The following is a 22,991-nucleotide window of genomic DNA, read 5'->3' as shown; positions in this document are numbered from 1 at the left end:
CTTCTGTCTGCGCCGGGAGCGGCCCGCGGGTTGCCCCAGAAGCGTTCTCCGGACGGCCGTCGACGGTGCGTCCGGGCGGTCGCAGGACCCGTTTCCGGGACTTCGCGAGGTTTTCCCAAGGCTGTTGACGAGTCTTCAGCAGTCCGCGCTGTTCGAATTCGGGCCGTTGGGCTGGAGTTTTCCACAGATCCTGGGACGATGTTCCGTCCACACCCTGGGGACTGTGGAGTTGTCCAGATTGTGTCCACAGGGGCGGTTACTGAGACTTCATCACCCCAGGTCAGGTGCTTGTGGAATTGTGGCAAACAATAATCCACAGGCTGTGGACAAAGTTTTCCTCCACAGGGGCCCAGCGAGGTTGTCCACGGGCGGCCCACAGGCTGAGCCGCCTTGTCCCCAACTTCTCCACACCGCTGTCCACTGTTCGGCAACGCGACACCCCTTTTCACCGGGTCGAGTGAAAGGCGTCACACCAAGGAGGCCGATTGGGCTGTGGGGAACGTGGGTAAAGCTGGGGACGCAGCTGTGGGGAAGTGGCCCCTGCCTGTGCATCGGGTGTGCAGAACTTCGCGCCGTCCACAGAACAGGCGAGTTGTCCACGGGCGCCACCCACAGGGGCAGTGGACAAAAAAGTAGGTCTGAGCTGCGGAAACGGGGTTATCCACGGTTTCCACAGGCCCTACTACTACTCCCACTCAGAGAGAGCCCGGAATCCGCAAAGAAGAAGGCCCTGTGTACAACTCGGCCCGGACCCTCCAGGCCGCTCCCGGCCCGACTTGACCGGCGGCAGCACCGAGTGTCGGTGGCGTGCGTCAGACTGGTCCCCGGTGAACCTCCCCCGCCGACGGCAGGGGGACACCGATCCAGACGACGAAAGCCAGCAGGGCGAGCCAGCAACAGCAGGAGGCGGTTCCGGTGAAGATCCGGGTGGAGCGCGATGTACTCGCGGAGGCGGTGGCCTGGACGGCCCGCAGCCTCCCGGCCCGTCCGCCGGTGCCCGTCCTCGCGGGCCTTCTGCTGAAGGCCGAGGAGGGCGCGCTGAGCCTCTCCGGCTTCGACTACGAGGTCTCGGCCCGGGTGTCGGTCGACGCCGAGATCGAGGAGGACGGCACCGTCCTGGTGTCGGGACGTCTGCTCGCCGACATCTGCCGGGCCCTCCCCAACCGCCCGGTGGAGATTTCCACAGACGGTGTACGGGCGACCGTGGCCTGCGGCTCCTCGCGGTTCACCCTCCACACCCTCCCTGTGGAGGAGTACCCGGCGCTGCCGCAGATGCCGACCGCCACGGGCACCGTCCCCGGTGAGGTCTTCGCCTCCGCCGCCGCCCAGGTGGCCATCGCCGCCGGCCGCGACGACACGCTGCCCGTGCTGACCGGCGTGCGCATCGAGATCGAGGGCGACACGGTCACGCTGGCCTCCACCGACCGCTACCGCTTCGCGGTCCGCGAGTTCCTGTGGAAGCCGGAGGACCCGGAGGCCTCCGCGGTCGCCCTGGTGCCCGCCAAGACGCTCCTGGACACCGCCAAGTCCCTGACCAGCGGAGACACGGTCACGATCGCGCTGTCCGGCTCCGGTGCCGGTGAGGGCCTGATCGGCTTCGAGGGCGCCGGCCGGCGTACGACGACCCGACTGCTCGAAGGCGACCTGCCGAAGTACCGGACGCTGTTCCCGACCGAGTTCAACTCGGTGGCCGTCATCGAGACCGCCTCGTTCGTCGAGGCCGTCAAGCGCGTCGCGCTGGTCGCCGAGCGCAACACTCCGGTCCGGCTGACCTTCGAGCAGGGCGTCCTGATCCTCGAAGCGGGCTCCAGCGACGACGCACAGGCTGTGGAGCGCGTCGACGCCAACCTCGACGGCGACGACATCTCGATCGCCTTCAACCCGACGTTCCTGCTGGACGGCCTGAGCGCGATCGACTCCCCCGTCGCCCAGCTCTCGTTCACCACGTCCACCAAGCCGGCGCTGCTCAGCGGCCGCCCGGCCGCGGACGCCGAGGCGGACGACGCGTACAAGTACCTGATCATGCCGGTGCGCCTGTCCGGCTGACCGCTCAGCAGTGCCGTGCAGGCCCGGAGCCCAGGTGGCGCCGGGCCTCACGTGCCCCTCGGGCCATCCGCACACGCCGGGCGTAGGCTCGGACCCGGGTACGAATCGCCTCGAAGCTAAAGGAATCTTCTGATGGAGCTCGGTCTCGTCGGCCTCGGCAAGATGGGCGGCAACATGCGCGAGCGCATCCGCCGCGCAGGCCACACCGTCATCGGTTACGACCGCAACGCGGACGTCGCGGACGTCCACAGCCTGGAAGAGCTTGTGGGCAAGCTCAAGGGCCCGCGCGTCGTGTGGGTCATGGTCCCCGCGGGTGACGCCACCCAGTCGACGATCGACGCCCTGGGCGAGCTGCTCTCCCCCGGCGACGTCGTCGTCGACGGCGGGAACTCGCGCTGGACGGACGACGAGAAGCACGCCGAGGAGCTGAAGGCCAAGGGCATCGGCTTCGTCGACTGCGGCGTCTCCGGCGGCGTCTGGGGCCTGGAGAACGGCTACGCGCTGATGTACGGCGGCGACGCCGACGACGTCGCGAAGGTCCAGCCGGTCTTCGACGCCCTCAAGCCCGAGGGTGACTTCGGCTCGGTGCACGCGGGCAAGGTCGGTGCCGGCCACTTCGCGAAGATGGTCCACAACGGCATCGAGTACGCCATGATGCAGGCCTACGCCGAGGGCTGGGAGCTGCTGGAGAAGGTCGACTCCGTCACCGACGTGCGCGAGGTCTTCCGCTCCTGGCAGGAGGGCACGGTCATCCGTTCCTGGCTGCTGGACCTCGCGGTCAACGCGCTCGACGACGACGAGCACCTGGAGGGCCTGCGCGGCTACGCCGCCGACTCCGGCGAGGGCCGCTGGACCGTCGAGGCCGCCATCGACAACGCCGTGCCGCTGCCCGCGATCACCGCCTCCCTGTTCGCACGCTTCGCCTCGCGTCAGGACGACTCCCCGCAGATGAAGATGATCGCCGCGCTGCGCAACCAGTTCGGCGGCCACGCGGTCGAGTCCAACAAGAAGTAAGCGCGGTCGGGGGAAGGTCGGCGCACCACCATGCACGTCACGCATCTGTCGCTGGCCGACTTCCGCTCGTACGCCCGGGTCGAAGTTCCTCTCGACCCGGGCGTCACCGCTTTCGTGGGGGCGAACGGGCAGGGCAAGACCAATCTCGTCGAGGCGATCGGCTACCTGGCCACCCTCGGCAGCCACCGGGTCTCCTCGGACGCGCCCCTGGTGCGGATGGGCGCCGAGCGCGCCGTGATCCGGGCCGCCGTCACCCAGGGCGAGCGCTCGCAGCTGGTCGAGCTGGAGCTGAATCCCGGCCGGGCCAACCGGGCCCGCATCAACAGGTCCTCGCAGGTCAGGCCCCGGGACGTGCTGGGCATCGTACGAACGGTGCTGTTCGCGCCCGAGGACCTGGCCCTGGTGAAGGGCGACCCCGGCGAGCGCCGGAAATTCCTGGACGAGCTGGTCACCGCGCGTTCCCCGCGCATGGCCGGGGTGCGCTCCGACTACGAACGCGTCCTCAGGCAGCGCAACACCCTCCTCAAGTCGGCGGCGATGGCACGGCGGCACGGCGGCCGGTCCATGGACATGTCCACCATCGACGTGTGGGACCAGCACTTGGCCAAGGCCGGCGCCGAGCTGCTCGCCCAGCGCCTCGACCTGGTCGCCACGCTCCAGCCGCTGGCCGACAAGGCGTACGAGCAACTCGCCCCCGGCGGCGGCCCGCTGCTGCTGGAGTACCGCAGCTCGGCGCCCGGCCAGGGACAGACCCGCGAGGAGCTCTACGGCCTGCTGCTCACGGCACTCGCCGAGGCGCGCAAGCAGGAGATCGAGCGGGGGGTGACCCTGGTCGGCCCGCACCGGGACGACCTCCTGCTCAAGCTGGGGCAACTGCCCGCCAAGGGCTACGCGAGTCACGGGGAGTCCTGGTCGTACGCGCTGGCGCTGCGACTCGCCTCGTACGACCTGCTGCGCGCCGAGGGCAACGAGCCCGTGCTCGTCCTGGACGACGTCTTCGCCGAGCTGGACGTGCGGCGGCGGGAGCGGCTGGCGGAGCTGGTGGCCCCCGGTGAGCAGGTGCTGGTGACGGCGGCCGTGGACGACGACGTTCCGGGTGTGCTCTCGGGGGTCCGGCACGCGGTGGCCGACGGCGAGGTGACCCGGCTGTGAGTGACGAGAAGAAGAAGCCCGCGCCTCCGGAGTCCTCGGGGGTGGACCTCGCCCGGCAGGCCCTGGCGGCGGCCAAGGAGCAGGCGAGGGCGCGCGGGGCGATGGCCCAGCAGAAGAAGACGGTACGACGGGGCGGCAGCATCCGGTCGGGTGCGGGAGCTGACGGCCGGGACCCCTTGAAGCTGGGGGTGGCGCTGGACCGGCTGAAGACTGAGCGCGGCTGGGAGATGCCGATCGCGGTCAGCGGGGTGATGGGGCGCTGGAAGGACATCGTGGGCCCCGAGAACGCGCAGCACTCGGAGCCGCTGAAGTACGACGAGGACGAGCGGGTCCTGGTGGTGCGGTGCGACTCGACGGCGTGGGCGACCCAGCTGAAGTGGATGGTCCCCGACCTGCTGCGCCGCTTGAACGGGGAGCTGGGCCGGGACACCGTGCGCCGGATCGTGCTCCAGGGGCCGAACGCGCCCCAGCGCCGGTACGGGCCGCTCCGCGCACCGGGCAGCACGGGGCCCGGGGACACGTACGGCTAGAGCCGATGCGTCCATGTTTCACGTGAAACATGACGCGGATGTTTCACGTGAAACCGGATAGCGGGAGTGAGGCGTCCCTCACGGTGATGGGTGGTTGACAGCCCGAAGCGCTGGACGCCCTCTGGAGCCGCCTGGAGCCCCTCTCCGGATATGGGGAGTCGGGCAGCCCCGGTTCCGGGCGGCACATGCGGACTCAGGTACCGGCAAACCCCCATTCATGTCTGCGCTACCGGTAGACTGGTGGCTAGTCCTCGCTTGTTTCGCGAGGCACGTCGACTCACACAGAACGACGCAGCCGCTCCTGCCTGCCTGGGGATGGGGATTCCCCCAGCCGACGGCAGGGGATGGGCCTGTGCTGTGCCAGAAAGGGCGCTTCGTGGCCGATTCCGGCAACCCCAACGAGATCAGTCCGTCCACCGCAGGCGAGGACGCCGAGGTCACCCCCGCGAAGGTGACTCCTTCGGGAGGCACCAACTCCGAGGTCACCTCGTCGTACGACGCCAGCGCGATCACAGTCCTCGAGGGCCTGGACGCGGTCCGCAAGCGCCCCGGCATGTACATCGGCTCAACCGGTGAGCGTGGCCTGCACCACATGGTGCAGGAGGTCGTCGACAACTCCGTCGACGAGGCCCTGGCCGGGCACGCGGACTCCATCGACGTCACGATCCTGGCCGACGGCGCCGTGCGCGTCATCGACAACGGCCGAGGCATCCCGGTGGGCATTCACCCGGTGGAGAAGAAGCCGGCCGTCGAGGTCGTGCTCACCGTGCTGCACGCGGGCGGCAAGTTCGGCGGCGGCGGCTACGCGGTCTCCGGCGGCCTGCACGGCGTCGGCGTCTCCGTCGTCAACGCCCTGTCGTACAAGCTGGCCGTCGAGATCCGCACGGACGGCTACCGCTGGACGCAGGAGTACAAGGCGGGCGCCCCGACCGCGCCGCTGGAGCGTCACGAGGCCACCACGGAGACCGGCACCTCGGTCACGTTCTGGGCCGACCCGGACATCTTCGAGACCACCGAGTACTCCTTCGAGACGCTGTCGCGGCGTTTCCAGGAGATGGCGTTCCTGAACAAGGGACTGACCATCAAGCTCACCGACGAGCGGGAGTCCGCGAAGGCCGTCGCCGGTGCGGACACCCCGGAGACCGTCGACGACGAGCAGGTCCGCACGGTCACGTACCACTACGAAGGCGGCATCGTCGACTTCGTGAAGTACCTGAACTCGCGCAAGGGCGAGCTCATCCACCCGACCGTCATCGACGTCGAGGCGGAGGACCGGGAGCGGATGCTCTCGGTCGAGATCGCGATGCAGTGGAACTCGCAGTACACCGAGGGCGTGTACTCGTTCGCGAACACGATCCACACGCACGAGGGCGGTACGCACGAGGAGGGCTTCCGTGCGGCGCTGACGGGTCTGGTCAACCGGTATGCGCGGGAGAAGAAGTTCCTGCGCGAGAAGGACGACAACCTGGCGGGCGAGGACATCCGCGAGGGTCTGACCGCGATCATCTCGGTGAAGCTGGGCGAGCCGCAGTTCGAGGGCCAGACCAAGACCAAGCTGGGCAACACCGAGGCCAAGACCTTCGTGCAGAAGGTCGTGCACGAGCACCTCAACGACTGGTTCGACCGCAACCCGAACGAGGCCGCGGACATCGTCCGCAAGGCGATCCAGGCCGCGACGGCCCGTGTCGCCGCCCGCAAGGCGCGCGACCTGACCCGCCGCAAGGGGCTGCTGGAGTCGGCGTCGCTGCCGGGCAAGCTCAGCGACTGCCAGTCCAACGACCCGACGAAGTGCGAGATCTTCATCGTCGAGGGCGACTCCGCCGGCGGCTCGGCGAAGTCCGGCCGCAACCCGATGTACCAGGCCATCCTGCCGATCCGAGGCAAGATCCTGAACGTCGAGAAGGCGCGCATCGACAAGATCCTGCAGAACACCGAGGTCCAGGCGCTGATCAGCGCCTTCGGCACCGGTGTGCACGAGGACTTCGACATCGAGAAGCTCCGCTATCACAAGATCATCCTGATGGCGGACGCCGACGTCGACGGTCAGCACATCAACACGCTGCTGCTGACGTTCCTGTTCCGCTTCATGCGGCCGCTGGTCGAGGCGGGGCACGTGTACCTGTCGCGTCCGCCGCTGTACAAGCTCAAGTGGAGCCGCGACCACGTCGAGTACGCCTACTCCGACCGTGAGCGCGACGCGCTCCGCGAGGCGGGCGAGCAGCAGGGCAAGCGCATCAAGGAGGGCGACCTCCAGCGCTTCAAGGGTCTCGGCGAGATGGATGCCGAGGAACTGCGCATCACCACGATGGACGTCGACCACCGTGTGCTCGGCCAGGTCACCCTGGACGACGCGGCGCAGGCCGACGACCTGTTCTCGGTGCTGATGGGTGAGGACGTCGAGGCGCGGCGCTCGTTCATCCAGCGCAACGCCAAGGACGTTCGCTTCCTCGACATCTGAGTCGGTCCGTCGCTGACCGCTTCGAAAGGATTTTGACCAGCAATGGCCGACGAGAACACCCCTGTCACCCCTGTTCCCGAGGATCAGACCGTACGGATCGAGCCCGTCGGGCTCGAGACCGAGATGCAGCGGTCGTACCTCGACTACGCGATGTCCGTCATCGTGGCGCGGGCGCTGCCCGACGTGCGGGACGGCCTGAAGCCCGTGCACCGCCGTGTGCTGTACGCGATGTACGACGGCGGCTACCGGCCCGAGAAGGGCTTCTACAAGTGCGCCCGCGTCGTCGGTGACGTCATGGGCACGTACCACCCGCACGGCGACTCCTCGATCTACGACGCCCTGGTGCGGCTGGCGCAGCCGTGGTCGATGCGGATGCCGCTGGTGGCCTCCAACGGCAACTTCGGCTCCCCGGGCAACGACCCGGCGGCCGCCATGCGCTACACCGAGTGCAAGATGGCGAACCTCTCCATGGAGATGGTCCGCGACATCGACGAGGAGACCGTCGACTTCACGGCCAACTACGACGGCCGCAACCAGGAGCCGACGGTCCTGCCGTCGCGTTTCCCGAACCTGCTGGTCAACGGCTCCGCCGGCATCGCGGTCGGCATGGCCACGAACATCCCGCCGCACAACCTGCGCGAGGTCGCCGCCGGCGCCCAGTGGTGCCTGGAGAACCCGGAGGCCTCGCAGGAGGAACTCCTGGACGCCCTCATGGAGCGCATCAAGGGCCCCGACTTTCCGACCGGCGCCCTGGTGGTGGGCCGCAAGGGCATCGAGGAGGCGTACCGGACGGGCCGCGGCTCGATCACGATGCGCGCCGTGGTGGCCGTCGAGGAGATCCAGAACCGTCAGTGCCTGGTCGTCACGGAACTCCCGTACCAGACGAACCCGGACAACCTGGCGCAGAAGATCGCCGACCTGGTGAAGGACGGCAAGGTCGGCGGCATCGCCGACGTGCGCGACGAGACCTCCTCGCGCACCGGCCAGCGCCTGGTCATCGTGCTCAAGCGCGACGCGGTCGCCAAGGTCGTGCTGAACAACCTCTACAAGCACACCGACCTGCAGTCGAACTTCGGCGCCAACATGCTGGCGCTCGTCGACGGTGTGCCGCGCACCCTGTCGCTGGACGCGTTCATCCGCCACTGGGTGACGCACCAGATCGAGGTCATCGTCCGGCGTACGAAGTTCCGCCTGCGCAAGGCGGAGGAGCGGGCGCACATCCTGCGCGGCCTGCTTAAGGCGCTGGACTCGATCGACGAGGTCATCGCGCTGATCCGCCGCTCGAACACGGTCGAGATCGCCCGTGAGGGCCTGATGGGCCTGCTCTCCATCGACGAGATCCAGGCGAACGCGATCCTGGAGATGCAGCTGCGCCGGCTGGCCGCCCTGGAGCGGCAGAAGATCGTCGCGGAGCACGACGAGCTGCAGGCCAAGATCAACGAGTACAACGAGATCCTGGCCTCCCCGCAGCGCCAGCGCGCGATCGTCAGCGAGGAACTGGCCGTCATCGTCGACAAGTTCGGCGACGACCGGCGCTCCCAGCTGGTGCCCTTCGACGGCGACATGTCCATCGAGGACCTGATCGCCGAGGAGGACATCGTCGTCACCATCACCAACGGTGGCTACGTGAAGCGCACGAAGACCGAGGACTACCGCTCGCAGAAGCGCGGCGGCAAGGGCGTCCGCGGCACGAAGCTGAAGCAGGACGACATCGTCGACCACTTCTTCGTGTCCACCACCCACCACTGGCTGCTGTTCTTCACGAACAAGGGCCGGGTCTACCGGGCGAAGGCGTACGAGCTCCCCGACGCCGGAAGGGACGCGCGCGGCCAGCACGTGGCGAACCTCCTCGCGTTCCAGCCGGACGAGAAGATCGCGCAGATCCTGGCGATCCGGGACTACGACGCGGCGCCGTACCTGATCCTGGCCACCAAGGGCGGCCTGGTGAAGAAGACGTCGCTCAAGGACTACGACTCACCCCGTTCGGGTGGTGTCATCGCGATCAACCTGCGGGAGACCGCGGACGGCAGCGACGACGAGCTGATCGGCGCCGAACTGGTGTCGGCCGAGGACGACCTGCTGCTGGTCAGCAGGAAGGCGCAGTCGATCCGGTTCACCGCGACGGACGACGCGCTGCGCCCGATGGGCCGAGCGACGTCCGGTGTGAAGGGCATGAGCTTCCGCGAGGGCGACGAACTGCTCTCGATGAATGTGGTCAGGCCCGGTACGTTCGTCTTCACCGCAACCGACGGCGGGTACGCCAAGCGCACTCCCGTCGACGAGTACCGCGTCCAGGGCCGCGGCGGTCTCGGCATCAAGGCAGCCAAGATCGTGGAGGACCGGGGCTCGCTCGTGGGCGCGCTGGTGGTCGAGGAGACGGACGAGATCCTCGCCATCACCCTCGGCGGTGGTGTGATTCGCACGCGAGTCAACGAAGTCAGGGAGACGGGCCGTGACACCATGGGCGTCCAACTGATCAACCTGGGCAAGCGGGACGCCGTCGTCGGCATCGCCCGCAACGCCGAGGCCGGCCGTGAGGCCGAAGAGGTCGACGGAGCCGACGGCTCCGAGATCGACGCGGACGGTGCGGTCACCGCCACGGCCGCGACCGAAGTCGCCGAGGGCGCCGAGCCTTCGGCAGGGGAGCACGAGGAGTAGGTCGTGAGTGGAGCCACGGGCACCGGAGGAAAAACTTCCGCACCTGCAGCACCCGGTGCCCGTGGCTCTGCCGCGGACTCCCAGGGGGGAACTGTGACGGACACCCGGGGGCCGCAGCCCCAGCAGGGTTATGAGGGGTACGCGGCCGGACCGCTGCCCGGCGAGCGGGAGCAGCCGGCTCAGGGGCCGGGGTCCCAGCCGTACAACCCGCCGCAGGCGTACCCGGCGCCGCAGGGCGGCCAGCAGGGCGGCGAGGCCACCCAGGGCGGTCAGCGTCCTCCTGCGGGCGGTGGCGGCACGCAGGGCGGTCAGACGGGGGCCGTGCGCCGGCCCCGTACGGGTGCGCGGACCACGCCCCGTACGCGCAAGGCGCGGCTGCGGGTGGCGAAGGCCGACCCGTGGTCGGTGATGAAGGTGAGCTTCCTGCTGTCGATCGCGCTGGGCGTCTGCACGGTGATCGCGGCGGCCGTGCTGTGGATGGTCATGGACGCCATGGGCGTCTTCGCGACTGTCGGCGGCACGATCAGCGAGGCGACCAGCTCGACGGCCGGTTCCGGCGAGAGCAGCGGGTTCGACCTCCAGTCGTTCCTGTCGCTGCCGCGGGTGCTGATCTTCACCTCGGTGATCGCCGTGATCGACGTCGTGCTGATGACGGCCCTGGCGACGCTGGGGGCCTTCATCTACAACCTGTCGGCCGGTTTCGTGGGCGGTGTGGAGCTCACGCTCGCCGAGGACGAGTAGGCACTGGTGGCGGGGGGCGGAGAACCGATTTTGGGACTGCGCCCCACGTGCGCTAATCTTCAGGAGTCAGCGCGCGAGCGCGGCGGGGCTATAGCTCAGTTGGTTAGAGCGCATCCCTGATAAGGATGAGGCCACAGGTTCAAATCCTGTTAGCCCCACAGATGCCGGTTGGCCCGGACGAGGTAATTCTCGTCCGGGCCAACCGGTTTTGTGTATCCGGTACTTGAACCCCCCCGGTAGGTCACCGATCGGTATCGGCCGGTGTGTATAGTCGGCCGCCAAGAGGTCTCCTACGTCAAGGAAAGACGAGGTAGCGCGGTGAAGAAGCTTCTCCTGGTCGCACTGGCCGCCATTGGCGGGCTCCTCGTGTACCGCCAGATCCAGGCGGATCGCGCCGAGCAGGATCTGTGGACAGAGGCGACTGACTCCGTGCCCGCAGGTTCGGGTGTGTGAGCCCCAGTAGTCACCACGCAAGACCCCGGCCGCTTCGAGCGGCCGGGGTTTTGTGCTGTCCGGGCCTTTGGGTGGCCCCCGGGCCTTTGGGTGGTGCGTGGTCGATGTTTCACGTGAAACATGGGTCGGTGTTTCACGTGAAACGCGCGCCTGGTCTCGGCTGTGCGGCCCGGTCGGCCGAAAAGCGGTGGAACGGGCTGTGGGCGATGCGCAAGGCGGGGAAGGGTTCCTGGCGGGCCGTCACTTCCCAGGCCCGCAGAGGGGCTTCCAGGGCCGGTAATCGGTCGTATGAGCGGACACTGCTGGTGTGGCCGGGCAGGATGAGCCCCACGGAGTCCGTTGGGATCGTCGCGGCGGCTGGCGGCCGTCCGGAGAGGGCGAGGGGCGGCGTGGTGAGAAGGCAGCACGGCGGGGAGCGGTGGCCGGCTTCGGGGCGCGGACGGTTGCGGGTACTCGTCGGAGGGATGGCGGCGGTGCTCTGCGCGGCCGTCGGCCTGCCGGGACAGACCTTCGCGGCGGCCGCGCCCGTTCCCTATGTCTTCGCTGAAGGAGCGGAGCGGGTCCGGGCCACGTCGAGCACGGCCGACGCTCCCCCGCTGGTGGCCGGGCACACGTACCGGGACAGCATCGGGCCGGACGAGAAGCGGTACTACCGGCTGGATCTCGACGCGAGGACGAACGCGCATGTCTCGGCCGTCGGGGTGCCGAAGCCCGGCGCGGACGTCCACTACGCCGACGGGCTCAAGGTGTCGGTGCTCGACGCGAGCAGCCACCCCTGTGACCAGGGCCAGACCAGGAACTTCGGATCGGCGACGTACCCGCGTCCGCTGAGCGCCACCGCCGCCCGGCTGATCGAGCCGGACGCGCGCAGGTGCGGGACGGCGGGCGTCTACTACGTCCTGGTGCAGCGCACCACCAGGGCCTCGTCCTCGCGGGAGGCCTGGGAACTGGAGATCCGGCACCAGGCCGAGCCGGGGCTGAAGAAGGCCGGTCCGACCGAGGCGCCGCGGAGCTGGCCCAGCGCGTCGCCCGGACCGCCGACGGGTGGTGCGCGCAAGCGGCACGGCGGCACCGGCTTCAACGACGCCTCGACGTTGGCCGGCGGGGAGTGGCGCGACGAGATCACCCCCGGGCAGACGCTCTTCTACCGGGTGCCCGTCGACTGGGGGCAGCAGATCCACGCGGACGTCGGCCTGCACAACGCCGAGGGAGGCCGGAAGGGGATCGTGGGCGGAGCGCTGGCGTTCTCACTGCACAATCCCGCGCGGACGTTCGTGGCGGGCCACCACTCGATGCTGTACGACGGCGAGCTCAAGACGGTGTCATTGGATCCGCTGCCGCCCGTGGCGTACGAGAACCGCTTCGACTCCTCCGACCGCGTCGGCGGCATGCGGCTGGCGGGCTGGTACTACCTGCGGGTCACCCTAAGCCCCGAGGTGGGCACCGTTTTCGGCGACGGGGCGTACGGGGTGACGCTCCGGGTCGCGGTGCAGGGCAGCCGGAAGGCCGGCCCGGCGTACGCGGCGGCCTCCCGGGAGTTCGGCCTCCCCGGGAAGGGTCCCCAGGCAGTGGACAAGGCGCGGCCGGGCGGGCAGGACGGGCGGAGCGGGGTGATGCGGGTCGTCGCGGCGGTCGGTATCGGCACCGGGAGCGTGCTGGTCCTGGGTCTGGGGGTGTGGACCTTGCTGGCCAGACGGAGGGCGGGAGCGGGGGCGGCCGGTCCGGGGTCCATGGGGTCCGGGTACGGGGCGCCCCCAGGCCGGTAGGAGGGGGGCGGGCAGTTCAGCGATGCCGGTCGCATGTGCGGACGGCTGCTCCGCATCAGGTCTGGGTCAGGGCCCAGATGCCCACGGCGAAGCAGACCAGCGCGAGCAGCAGGACCGGGACCGTCACCTTCGGGGGCGGCCCGGTGCGCTTCGGGGACGGCCGGGGCGTTCCGGGCGGTGGGAAGGCGGCGGGCGCGGGCTGCGGCGGCGGGGGAGCGAGGCGGTAGCTGCCGGTCGATGACACGGGGGTCGGTGTGGGCGGCGCGGGGTGCGGGGCGGGTATGGGAGCCGGGGAGGGGGCCGGCGTCGGGGTGGACGCGGAAGTACGGGCCCGGTCCGGGGGCGGGGTCGAGGTCGGGGCCGGATCGGGCACCGGTACGGCGTACTGCGGTGCGGCCGCCGCGCGGGGCACCGAAGCCGGCACGGCGGGTGTCGGGCGGCCCTGCGGGGCCGACGTCCGGGAGCGCGGGTCCGGGAGGCTGGAGGATTGACGCGCCTTGGACGGACCGGGGTGCTGTGGGCCCGAGGGGCCGAAGCCCGGCGGCAGCGGGCCCAACTGGTCGAAGACCTCCACCGGGTCCTGCCCCGTGTCGTCCTCCGGGATCAGCTCCATGGCCGCCGCGAGCGCCTTGCGGGCGCCGATGGCGGTACGGAACCGTGCCTGCGGATCGGGCCTGAGCAGTCCGGCGACGACCTGCCACAGGGGCTCGGGAATCCCCTCGGGGGCGGCGGGGGTGCCGTGGGCGAAGCGCTCGGCGAGCTCTCCGGGCTCGGGCTTGCGGCCCTGGAGCAGGTAGAGCCCGACCAGTCCGACCGCGTAGAGGTCGGCGGGGTAGTCGGGTTCGCAGCCCCGGAGCTGCTCGGGGGCGAGGTAGCCCGGGGTGCCGATGACGTAGTCGGTCTGGGTCAGACGGGCGTCGCCCTTGCGGATGGCGATGCCGAAGTCCGAGAGCCGCAGGTGCGGCCGGCCCGTGCCGGTCGCCTCCAGGAGGATGTTCGCGGGCTTGATGTCCCGGTGCACGACCTCCTCGGCGTGGAGGGCGGTGAGGCCGGACAGCAACTGGTCGAGGAGGGTGCACACGAAGCGGGGCGGGAGCGGGCCGTAGTCCCCGATGAGGTGGGCGAGCGAGCCGCCGTTCACCAGGTCCATCGTGAACAGGACCTGATCGTCGTCCGCCGCCCAACTGGCAGGCGCCAGGACGTGCGGATGGTCGATGCGCAGGGCCTGCTCGCGGACGAAGCGCAGCAGCGCGTGGGCGTCGCGCTGCTGGAGCACCTTCGCCGCGACGTAACGGTGGCGGCGGTGGTCCCAGGAGCGCCACACCGCTCCCGACCCGCCGCGTCCGATCGGGTCGATCAGTTCGTACCGGTTCGCGAAGATCTCGCCCATGGCCCCCGCCCGCCCCCGTCCGCAGTAGTTCTGGTGACGCGTCAGCTCTGGTGTGCCTCGTAGTGCGCGATGGCCTCGGCGGTGCGCCCGGCGCCGTACACCCGCAGGAACTCGGCGAGCTCGGGGTGGTCGGCGGCGAGGGAGTCCGCCGCGTTGATGATGTCGCCCGCCCCGGCCACCGAGCGCAGCAGCGACTGGATCTCGCGCACCACGCGGCGCACGGTGGGCGCACCGGAGCTGGGCGTGGACTGGCTGGTGGTGCTCAGGACGGAGCCGCCCTGGGACTTCTTGATCTCTTCCATCCGGTCCGTGGCCTCCCCCGCGCTGACGCTGCCGTCGGCCACCAGGGAGGCGAGTTCCTGGAGGGCCTGGACGCGCTGGACCACCGCGGGGTTGCCGATCTTGGCGCGCTGGCCGCTCATGAGCTGGGAGAGCATGGGCGCGGAGAGGCCGAGCACGGCCGCGAGCCGGGCCTGGTTGAGTCCCAGGTCGTCGATGAGCCGGCGGAAGAGCGCCCCCAACGGCTCCCCGTACCAACTGCGCTGAAGCTCTCTGGCCCGCGCCGAGGCTTCCTGTTGTGCTGCGTCCATCTGCGTCTCCCCTTCGCTGCTGCGAACCTCGCGGTGCATCTTACGGAGAGTGGTCACCGACGGGGAGTCCCAATCTGTTTGCAGGATTGCGGGGGTCACCCGCTACTCTGGTGTGCGTCGGTGGACGCGCGCTGTGCAGCGCGTTCGCGGCATCCCTTTTCGGGGCCTTAGCTCAGTTGGTAGAGCGCTGCCTTTGCAAGGCAGATGTCAGGAGTTCGAATCTCCTAGGCTCCACGTGACGAGACCCCACTGAACTGCGGAAACGCAGGCAGTGGGGTTTTCGCGTGGCTGGGTCGCTCGGCGGAGTGCAACGCCTCTGGTACGCGCTGGAGGTCGTTGTGGTGGGCGTGCGTGCGCCCACGCGGGAGGGTGTCGCGCATGCGCGCGCAAGCGTCGGCGGACTCGCGGGGCGCGGTGTCACCGTGATCAGCGGTCTGGCTGCGGCAGGAGATCGCCGAGCGGGGCTGCTCCTTTCCCAGTTCTGGCCGGGTGGGTCCGCGTCCGCCGCCCTGAAGGCAGCCGGAGCGGCCTGCGTGGTCGTCGTCGTACTCGGCGTCCCCTCGAACACGGACTACGGTGCCAACGCCCTCACATAGAACCTTTCGCGCGCGGCACGAAATGCTTGTGCAAACGGCCGGGCGGAGTACCGCTCGTCACCACCTGGGGATCGCCACTGCTGGCAGGTCAGTCCCTTCGTGCGCTGAAGGAGGGGAAGACCCCGAGCCCCGAGAAACTCTATTCGCTATCGCAATGCCCAATGGTCTGGCGTGGGCGGGGCCCGTTTCCAGCGGTACGGAGCGAAGTACCGGGCGCACCGGGTGCGGGCCACGCTCATCGGCCTGCACGGCGGGCTGGCCGCCGCCCTGGAACTCGACCCGCCTCGCGGTCCTCGCCACCTTCAACCGCGTCCGGCACGTCGCCTTCGCCGACCTGCGCGACACCGCAGACCCGTGCCGGTCGCCCCCTGAGCGGACCCCGCTTCCCCGTCCGCAGAGGCCACAAGCAAGACCCCCCGGCCCGTGACGTCACGGGACAGAGGGTCTTCTCGGTGCGGGAGGAGGTCAGCGGTCCTTGGGGTCCGCGGCCTCCGCCTCGGCCTGCTTGGCCTCGACCTCGGGGTCGAGAACGGCCTTGCCGTTGCTGTCGACAGAGGTCAGCGGGGTGCGGTCGTGCACCTCGGTGGCCGCCGGGGGCTCGACCAGCCAGTCCGGGTTGGCCTGCTTGTCCCACCATTTCCAGGCGGCGAAAGCACCGCCCGCCAGCACGCCCAGTACCGTCAGCCGCTTGGCGAGGCGTCCCGAACGGGCCCGGCGCTCCTGCTTGCGCACGAGCTTCTGGACCTCCTTCGCGGAGACCTGGCCGCGCAGTGCGGCGAGAGCGGCCGCGCTGCGGGCCGCGGCCTCGTCGCGCACCGGCTGTGCGGCGGCGACGGCCTGCTCGACGCGGGGCGCCGCGTAGTCCGCCGCCTGCTTGGCTGCCTGCCTGGTGCGTACGGCCGCCTTGTGGGCCGCTTCGTCCACCCGGGCCGGCACATGGGTGCGGGCCTGCTCGATACGGGGGGCGAGGTGCGCCCCGTACTGTGCGCGGGCCTGCTCGGCTGCCTGCTGGGTGGCCTGCGAAACCCGTGGGGCGAGCTTGGTGCGGGCTTCGTGCGCGTAGTGCACGGCCGTGTCCTTGGCCGTGCCCGCGTAGGGCGCCACCACTTCGGCGGCGTGTCGCACGCTGTCCTTCGCCGTACTGGTCGCGTGGCGCACGCTGTCCTTACGGGTCACGGAAATCCTCCTCCTCGGTGGCGCTTCGTTGATGCGCCTTTCCACCCGAATCGAAATCATGCCCGGCACGGCCGATCCCGGCATGTGCGGAAGGGCATCCGGGTCATGAACGGTCATGAACGGAGACGGTGGGGCAAATATGGTTCAAGGGGAACTGCCGACGACAATGCCACGCTTCTCGGCCGCCCGCGCCGGTTCCGGGGGTACTCGTCCGAAGAAAGCCGGTCGGCGAGCGGTCGGTACGGGGTGGACCCGGCCCGTACGCGGTGGGGCGTGCGAGGATCGACGCACGCCCGGCTGAAGCACCGCAGCGGGCCCACCAGGACTCAGCGGAGGAGACCCGTGGCCGAGCAGCTCTACGCCACTCTCAGGACCAGCCAGGGCGACATCGACATCCGGCTGCTGCCGAACCACGCGCCCCGAACGGTCCGCAACTTCGTCGAGCTGGCCTGCGGCGAACGCGAGTGGACGCACCCCGGCACCGGTGAGAAGACCACCGACCGGCTGTACGACGGAACGATCTTCCACCGGGTGATCAGCGGGTTCATGATTCAGGGCGGCGATCCGCTGGGCAACGGAATGGGCGGCCCGGGGTACGAGTTCGCGGACGAGTTCCACCCCGAGCTCAGCTTCGACAGGCCCTACCTGCTCGCCATGGCGAACGCCGGGCCCGGCACCAACGGATCGCAGTTCTTCATCACCGTCGAGCCGACCGTGATGCTCAACCGGAAGCACACGATCTTCGGCGAGGTCGCCGACGAGGCGAGCAAGCGGGTCGTCGACGCGATCGCCCGCGCCGAGCGCAACCCGCGCACCGAACGGCCCGTGACGGACGTCGTCGTGGAGACCGTCCTGGTGGAGAAGCGCTGAATGACCGCCGGGACCGTGGCCGGGCACCGCGCGCAGTCGTGACAATGGACGGCATGGAGCAGCCGCCGAAGAGCCCGGACCCCCAGCCCGCCGACGACGCGCAGGACCCGGTGGCGCACTGCTACCGGCACCCCGGCCGGGAGACCGCCATCCGGTGCACCCGGTGCGACAAGCCGATCTGTCCCGACTGCATGGTCAGCGCCTCAGTGGGCTTCCAGTGCCCGGACTGTGTGCGGGGCGGCTCGGGGACGGGGCACGCGCCCGGCGCGAACCAGCCGCGCAACGTCGTGGGCAGCGTGGTGCGCGGCGGCGACCCGCGACTGGTCACCAAGATCCTGCTCGCGATCAACCTGCTGGTGTTCGGCCTCACCCTGATTCCGGAGACCGGAGAGCGCGTCATCGGTGAGCTCGTCCTGGTCGGGGCGTGGCCTCCGCCGCCGTACCCGGTGTTCGAGGGCGTGGCGGCCGGCGAGTGGTACCGGCTGGTCACGTCGATGTTCCTGCACCAGCAGGTCTGGCACATCGCGTTCAACATGCTCAGCCTGTGGTGGATCGGCGGCCCGCTGGAGGCGGCGCTGGGGCGTACCCGCTACCTCGCCCTGTACCTGCTGTCCGGTCTCGCGGGCAGCGCGCTGACCTACGCGGTCTCCGCGCCCGAGGCCCTGTCGCTGGGTGCGTCGGGAGCGATCTTCGGGCTGTTCGGTGCGACCGCCGTGCTGATGAAGCGCATGAAGTACGACATGCGGCCGGTCATCGCCCTGCTGGTGATCAACCTGATCATCACCTTCGGTGTCCCCGGCATCTCGTGGACCGCGCACATCGGCGGCCTCGTCGGTGGCCTGCTGCTGGCGCTGGGCCTGGTGTACGCGCCGAAGGAGAAGCGGAACCTCGTCCAGGCCGGGACCCTGGGCCTGGTCTTCGTCGCCGTGCTGGTGACGGTGCTGGTCAGAACGGCGACGCTGGTCGCCTGAGGGGCTGTGGGCGGAGGACTTCCCCACCCGGTGCCGCGGGCGTTGTCCACAGCGCGTGGCCATGGCTGTGCACGCTGTGGGCTCATGCGGGAACAACTGAGCCCCTCGTCGCTGAGCTGGGTTTTTCCGGCCAGGACAAGGGGCGTCAGCGGGGCGGGGAGTGAGGATGCGATCACACTGGCGTCAACAGCGTGAGAGTTATCCACAGATCGTCATAACTTTTCCTCAGGTGTGGATAACGCTGTGGACAGCTCTGGGGAATGCTTGCGGAACGAGGTGCCCGTGTGCTTCGCGCGCCCCGCGTCCCCAGCCCTCAAGCCCCTACTTCCACTGCGTGGAGACACCGAAGCCGGCGGCGATGAAGCCGAAGCCGACCACGATGTTCCAGTTCTGCAGGCTCTGCACCGGCAGGTCGCCCTCGGTCACGTAGAACAGCACGATCCAGGCGAGCCCGATCAGGAACAGGGCCAGCATCACCGGCGCGACCCAGCTGCGGTTGGTCAGCTTGATCGCCGTCGCCTTCTTCGTGGCGGGCGGAGGCGTGAATTCGGCCTTCTTGCGGATACGTGACTTCGGCACGAGGGACTCTCCTGTCGATGCGCTGCGTTACCGCGCAGGGAACTGTGGCGTGACGCCGGGGGACAAGCGGGAGCCGACAGGGGAAACACGGCCTCCCCCGGGCGTCCGTTAGCGTAGTGCTTCCGCGGCGTGGAAGGAGATAAGGGTATGAGCAATTCTGCCGACTCTCCGGAGCAGCCCGCACAACGCGTGCCGGAGAGGTCCACCGACCGGCCGCCCGTACGACGTCCGGGCCTGCGTCCCGTACGGCTGTTGACCGCCGCCGTGTTCGCCCTCGCCGGGCTCATCTTCGTCACCAGCTTCAACACCGCCAAGGGCACCAACATCCGTACGGACGACTCCCTGCTGAAGCTCTCCGACCTCACCCGGCAGCGCAGCGACAAGAACAAGGAGCTGGAGAAGTCCACCGGTGTCGTGCGGAGCGAGGTCGACGCCCTCGCCCGGCGCGACGACGGCAGCACCCGGGCCGAGGACGCCAAGCTGGGCGTGCTGGAGAAGGCCGCCGGGACCAAGAAGCTGACGGGCGACGCCGTCACCGTCACCCTCAACGACGCCCCGCCCGGCGCCACCGCCAACCCCGGCTACCCCAAGCCGCACCCCAATGACCTGGTCATCCACCAGCAGGACCTCCAGGCCGTCGTCAACGCCCTGTGGCAGGGCGGCGCACAGGGCATCCAGGTCATGGACCAGCGTCTGATCTCCACCAGCGCGGTGCGCTGCGTCGGCAACACCCTGATCCTCCAGGGCCGCGTCTACTCGCCCCCGTACACGGTCACCGCCGTCGGCGACCGCGGCCGCCTCAAGCAGTCCCTCACCGCCTCCCGGGCCGTCCAGAACTACCAGCTGTACGTCAAGGCGTACGGACTCGGCTGGAAAGTCGACGAGCGCGAGGCGGTGACTCTGCCGGGCTACTCGGGCACAGTGGATCTCCACTACGCGAAGCCCGTGCGACAGCCGTAGGGGCTCGGGAGGGGGCTTCCCCGGTGTCGGTGCCACGGTCGGTGCGACTGGTCGTCAGGACGTTCAGCGAACTCTGCGTCACCGTGGGCGCGCTCATCGTCCTGTTCGTCGGCTACGTGCTCTTCTGGACCGGTGTACAGGCCACCGGTGCCTCCGACGGCCAGATCGACTCGCTGGAGCAGGAGTGGGCACGGCGTCCCCCCGCACCGGCGCCCGCTGCCGCCGGTACGACGGAGCCGAGCACCGCGCCCGCCCACGAAGAAGGCAAGCCCTTCGCCGTGATGTACGTGCCCCGCTTCGGCCGGCAGTGGGACTGGCCCGTCCTGGAGGGCACCGGCGCCGGCACCCTGAAGAAGGGCCTGGGCCACTACGCGGGCACCGCCCGGCCGGGCGGGACCGGCAACTTCGCCGTCGCCGGCCACCGCAGGACGTACGGCGACCCCTTCAAGGACTTCCCCCGGCTGCGGCGCGGGGACGCGGTGGTGGTGAACGACGGGACGACCTGGTTCACGTACCGCGTCCAGAAGAAGCCGTACCTGACCGTGCCCGGTGACGTCGGCGTCGTCGATCCGGTACCGCGCAAGGCCGGCTTCGACGGACCGGGCCGCTATCTGACCCTCACCACCTGCGACCCCGAGTGGGGCAGCACCCACCGGCTGGTCGTCTGGGCGCACCTGGACGCCACGCAGCCGGTCGGCGAGGGGCGGCCGGCGGCTCTGGAAGGCTGACCGCCGCCTCGGGACGAGTAACCCCTGCCGCTTGCCCCTGCCCTTTAGTCTGGTGACCACCGAACGGGAAGGGACAGCATGTACGGCTGGATCTGGCGGCATCTGCCGGGCAACACATGGGTGCGGGCGCTGATCTCGATCGTGCTGGTCCTGGCGGTGGTGTACGTGCTCTTCCAGTACGTCTTCCCGTGGGCGGAGCCCCTGCTGCCGTTCGGTGATGTGACCGTCGACGGAAGAAACGGGTCCAACAGCTCATGAGCACGCGCATTCTGGTCGTCGACAACTACGACAGCTTCGTCTTCAACCTGGTCCAGTACCTGTACCAGCTCGGCGCCGAGTGCGAGGTGCTGCGCAACGACGAGGTGGAGCTGAGCCACGCCCAGGACGGCTTCGACGGCGTACTGCTGTCACCGGGGCCGGGTGCGCCGGAGCAGGCGGGCGTCTGCGTCGACATGGTGCGGCACTGCGCCGGCACCGGGGTCCCGGTCTTCGGGGTGTGCCTGGGCATGCAGTCGATGGCGGTCGCGTACGGCGGTGTGGTCGGCCGGGCGCCGGAACTGCTGCACGGCAAGACGTCGCCGGTGCTGCACGAGGGCGCGGGCGTGTTCGCCGGGCTGCCGTCGCCGTTCACCGCGACGCGCTACCACTCCCTGGCGGCGGAGCCCGCGTCCGTCCCCGACGCCCTCGAGGTGACCGCGCGGACCGCCGACGGCATCGTGATGGGGCTCAGGCACCGTGACCTGCCGGTCGAGGGCGTGCAGTTCCACCCGGAGTCGGTGCTCACCGAGTGGGGGCATCTGATGCTGGCCAACTGGCTGGTGCAGTGCGGGGACACGGAGGCGGTGGCGCGGTCGGCCGGGCTGGCCCCGGTGGTGGGTGCGGCCAAGGCGCTCGCGTGACGGCACTGCGCCCCGAGCACGACGCGGCGGGCTACGGCGTCCCCCAGGAGGGCTACGGCCACGCTCCCGGGGAGGGGTACGACCCGCAGCGGCAGGTGTACGGGGCGCAGGAGGATCTCGGGGCCGCGGTGGACCGGCTCGCGGACCCGCTGAACGATCCGCTGCCGGGCACGCGGCAGCAGGGCTGGGGGCAGGAAGCCCCTGGGGGCCGTGACGGCGCCTACGGGGCGTACAGCGGCCATCAGGAGCCGCAGCAGGAGTGGTACGACCCGCAGGGGTACCGCCGCGACTGGTACGGGGAGCAGCAGGCGCCTGCTGTCCCGCCGCAGCCGGAGGTCCCGTACGCGCCGTACGCGACGTCGCAGGCTGCCGCGTACGCGCCGCCGCAGCCGGACGTCTCCTGGGCGCCGCCGCAGGACGCTGCGTACGCGCCGTCGCCGGATGCCCTCCACGCGCCGCGGGAGCCGGTGGCCCCGGTGCCGCCGCAGCAGGTGTACGCACCGGAGCAGCAGACGTACGTACCGCCGCAGCAGGCGTACGAGGCTGAGCCGCAGCAGTACCTGCCGGAGCGGGAGTTCGCACCGGAGCCGGTGACGGGGCCGGACCGTGACGGGGGTGAGGGTGCGTCGGAGCCCGTGCGCACCGGGGGCAGGGCGGAGCGCCGCAGGAGCGCGAAGGGGCGCGCGCCGACCGGCACTTCGGCGGGTGCGTCCGCGGGCAAGGAGAGCACCGGCGTCGTCGTCAGCCGGTTCGTCGGAGAACTGTTCATCACCTTCGGCGTCGTGATGCTGCTCTTCGTGACGTACCAGCTGTGGTGGACCAACGTCCGGGCCGGAATGCAGGCCGACGGCGCCGCGCACAGCCTCCAGGACGGATGGGCCAAGGCCAAGGACGGTGCGAAGCCGGCCGGGGCGTTCGAACCGGGCCAGGGCTTCGCGATCATGCACATCCCGAAGCTGGACGTGAAGGTGCCCGTCGCCGAGGGCATCGACAAGCACAAGGTCCTGGACCGCGGCATGGTCGGCCACTACGCGGACGGCGGGCTGAAGACGGCGATGCCCGGCGACAAGCAGGGCAACTTCGCGGTGGCGGGCCACCGCAACACGCACGGCGAGCCGTTCCGCTACGTGAACAAGCTGGTCAAGGGCGACAAGATCGTCGTGGAGACGCAGGACACCTTCTACACGTACGAGATGACGTCGATGCTGCCGCAGACCTCGCCGTCGAACGTGGGGGTCATCCAGCCGGTGCCGCCGGGCTCCGGCTTCACCGGGCCCGGGCGCTACATCACCCTGACGACGTGCACCCCGGAATTCACCAGCACCTACCGGCTGATCGTCTGGGGCAAGATGGTCGAGGAGCGCCCCCGGAGCAAGGGCATGCCGAAGGCGCTCGACGGCTGACGGAGCGGCTG

General features: G+C 69.9%; 20 protein-coding genes and 2 tRNA genes. 18 read left to right on the top strand and 4 right to left on the bottom strand.

What is annotated here, in order from left to right; genetic code table 11:
- The first annotated feature begins 915 nt into the window (after positions 1-915).
- The 10 genes from dnaN (at position 916) to ACIP93_RS03420 (ending at position 12,818) form a co-directional block, all read left to right on the top strand.
- Complete coding sequence (gene dnaN, locus ACIP93_RS03465; protein WP_345220919.1) at positions 916-2,046, top strand: DNA polymerase III subunit beta; 1,131 nt, start codon at positions 916-918, stop codon at positions 2,044-2,046.
- 132 nt (positions 2,047-2,178) lie between these two features.
- Complete coding sequence (gene gnd, locus ACIP93_RS03460; RefSeq protein ID WP_345220922.1) at positions 2,179-3,060, top strand: phosphogluconate dehydrogenase (NAD(+)-dependent, decarboxylating); 882 nt, start codon at positions 2,179-2,181, stop codon at positions 3,058-3,060.
- A gap of 30 nt (positions 3,061-3,090) precedes the next feature.
- A complete protein-coding gene (gene recF, locus ACIP93_RS03455) occupies positions 3,091-4,212 on the top strand; it encodes a DNA replication/repair protein RecF (protein WP_401755170.1) in 1,122 nt (373 codons plus the stop codon).
- Positions 4,209-4,742: a DUF721 domain-containing protein gene (locus tag ACIP93_RS03450; protein ID WP_401755167.1), complete on the top strand. Its 534-nt coding sequence runs from the start codon at positions 4,209-4,211 to the stop codon at positions 4,740-4,742. Before recF ends, ACIP93_RS03450 begins: the two co-directional genes overlap by 4 nt.
- Before the next feature lie 352 nt (positions 4,743-5,094).
- The gene (gyrB, locus tag ACIP93_RS03445) at positions 5,095-7,200 is read left to right on the top strand and encodes a DNA topoisomerase (ATP-hydrolyzing) subunit B (RefSeq protein WP_345220928.1); all 2,106 of its coding nucleotides are present in this window, start codon (positions 5,095-5,097) and stop codon (positions 7,198-7,200) included.
- Positions 7,201-7,242: 42 nt separating this feature from the next.
- Entirely contained in the window at positions 7,243-9,858 is a 2,616-nt protein-coding gene (gene gyrA, locus ACIP93_RS03440; RefSeq protein WP_345220930.1) for a DNA gyrase subunit A, read from the top strand.
- Between the two features lie 93 nt (positions 9,859-9,951).
- Complete coding sequence (locus ACIP93_RS03435) at positions 9,952-10,599, top strand: DUF3566 domain-containing protein (protein ID WP_345220932.1); 648 nt, start codon at positions 9,952-9,954, stop codon at positions 10,597-10,599.
- Between the two features lie 84 nt (positions 10,600-10,683).
- Positions 10,684-10,757 (top strand) — tRNA-Ile (locus ACIP93_RS03430).
- A gap of 160 nt (positions 10,758-10,917) precedes the next feature.
- A complete protein-coding gene (locus ACIP93_RS03425; protein ID WP_003958712.1) occupies positions 10,918-11,052 on the top strand; it encodes a DLW-39 family protein in 135 nt (44 codons plus the stop codon).
- Between the two features lie 392 nt (positions 11,053-11,444).
- On the top strand, positions 11,445-12,818 hold the full coding sequence (locus tag ACIP93_RS03420) for a hypothetical protein (protein ID WP_401755162.1): 1,374 nt from the start codon (positions 11,445-11,447) through the stop codon (positions 12,816-12,818).
- 55 nt (positions 12,819-12,873) lie between these two features.
- Here the strand turns inward: ACIP93_RS03420 and ACIP93_RS03415 are convergent, their stop codons facing one another.
- On the bottom strand, positions 12,874-14,208 hold the full coding sequence (locus tag ACIP93_RS03415) for a protein kinase (protein WP_401755159.1): 1,335 nt from the start codon (positions 14,206-14,208) through the stop codon (positions 12,874-12,876).
- A gap of 41 nt (positions 14,209-14,249) precedes the next feature.
- A complete protein-coding gene (locus ACIP93_RS03410; protein ID WP_345220938.1) occupies positions 14,250-14,798 on the bottom strand; it encodes a DNA-binding protein in 549 nt (182 codons plus the stop codon).
- A gap of 161 nt (positions 14,799-14,959) precedes the next feature.
- On the opposite strand from ACIP93_RS03410, the gene ACIP93_RS03405 reads away from it, so the two are divergent.
- Positions 14,960-15,032: transfer RNA gene (locus ACIP93_RS03405), tRNA-Ala, on the top strand.
- A gap of 827 nt (positions 15,033-15,859) precedes the next feature.
- On the opposite strand, the gene ACIP93_RS03400 is transcribed toward ACIP93_RS03405, so the two are convergent.
- On the bottom strand, positions 15,860-16,570 hold the full coding sequence (locus ACIP93_RS03400) for a DUF5324 family protein (protein ID WP_401755155.1): 711 nt from the start codon (positions 16,568-16,570) through the stop codon (positions 15,860-15,862).
- A gap of 342 nt (positions 16,571-16,912) precedes the next feature.
- On the opposite strand from ACIP93_RS03400, the gene ACIP93_RS03395 reads away from it, so the two are divergent.
- Both ACIP93_RS03395 and ACIP93_RS03390 read left to right on the top strand, forming a co-directional pair.
- Positions 16,913-17,440, top strand: coding sequence for a peptidylprolyl isomerase (locus ACIP93_RS03395; RefSeq protein WP_401755152.1), 528 nt, complete (start codon positions 16,913-16,915; stop codon positions 17,438-17,440).
- A 53-nt stretch (positions 17,441-17,493) separates the two neighbouring features.
- A complete protein-coding gene (locus ACIP93_RS03390) occupies positions 17,494-18,411 on the top strand; it encodes a rhomboid family intramembrane serine protease (protein ID WP_345220945.1) in 918 nt (305 codons plus the stop codon).
- A gap of 321 nt (positions 18,412-18,732) precedes the next feature.
- Here the strand turns inward: ACIP93_RS03390 and crgA are convergent, their stop codons facing one another.
- The gene (gene crgA / locus ACIP93_RS03385; protein WP_345220947.1) at positions 18,733-18,990 is read right to left on the bottom strand and encodes a cell division protein CrgA; all 258 of its coding nucleotides are present in this window, start codon (positions 18,988-18,990) and stop codon (positions 18,733-18,735) included.
- A gap of 147 nt (positions 18,991-19,137) precedes the next feature.
- Between crgA and ACIP93_RS03380 the strand changes: the two genes are divergently transcribed.
- The 5 genes from ACIP93_RS03380 (at position 19,138) to ACIP93_RS03360 (ending at position 22,980) form a co-directional block, all read left to right on the top strand.
- Entirely contained in the window at positions 19,138-19,950 is an 813-nt protein-coding gene (locus ACIP93_RS03380) for a DUF881 domain-containing protein (protein ID WP_401755148.1), read from the top strand.
- A 23-nt stretch (positions 19,951-19,973) separates the two neighbouring features.
- Positions 19,974-20,678 (top strand): class E sortase, encoded by a 705-nt coding sequence (locus tag ACIP93_RS03375; protein ID WP_345220951.1) that lies wholly within the window; start codon positions 19,974-19,976, stop codon positions 20,676-20,678.
- A 78-nt stretch (positions 20,679-20,756) separates the two neighbouring features.
- Positions 20,757-20,936 carry a hypothetical protein gene (locus ACIP93_RS03370; RefSeq protein WP_345220953.1) on the top strand — a complete coding sequence of 60 codons (180 nt, stop codon included), beginning with the start codon at positions 20,757-20,759 and terminating at the stop codon, positions 20,934-20,936.
- Entirely contained in the window at positions 20,933-21,577 is a 645-nt protein-coding gene (locus ACIP93_RS03365) for an aminodeoxychorismate/anthranilate synthase component II (protein ID WP_345220956.1), read from the top strand. Before ACIP93_RS03370 ends, ACIP93_RS03365 begins: the two co-directional genes overlap by 4 nt.
- 5 nt (positions 21,578-21,582) lie before the next feature.
- Positions 21,583-22,980, top strand: a complete 1,398-nt coding sequence (locus ACIP93_RS03360; protein ID WP_401755646.1) for a class E sortase — start codon at positions 21,583-21,585, stop codon at positions 22,978-22,980.
- The last annotated feature ends 11 nt before the right edge of the window (positions 22,981-22,991 follow it).

The organism is Streptomyces sp. NPDC088745 (assembly GCF_044751045.1).
In the GTDB taxonomy this organism is placed as follows: domain Bacteria; phylum Actinomycetota; class Actinomycetes; order Streptomycetales; family Streptomycetaceae; genus Streptomyces; species Streptomyces cremeus.
Note: the sequence above shows the minus strand (reverse complement) of the source record. Positions and strands in the feature narration are given on the sequence as shown.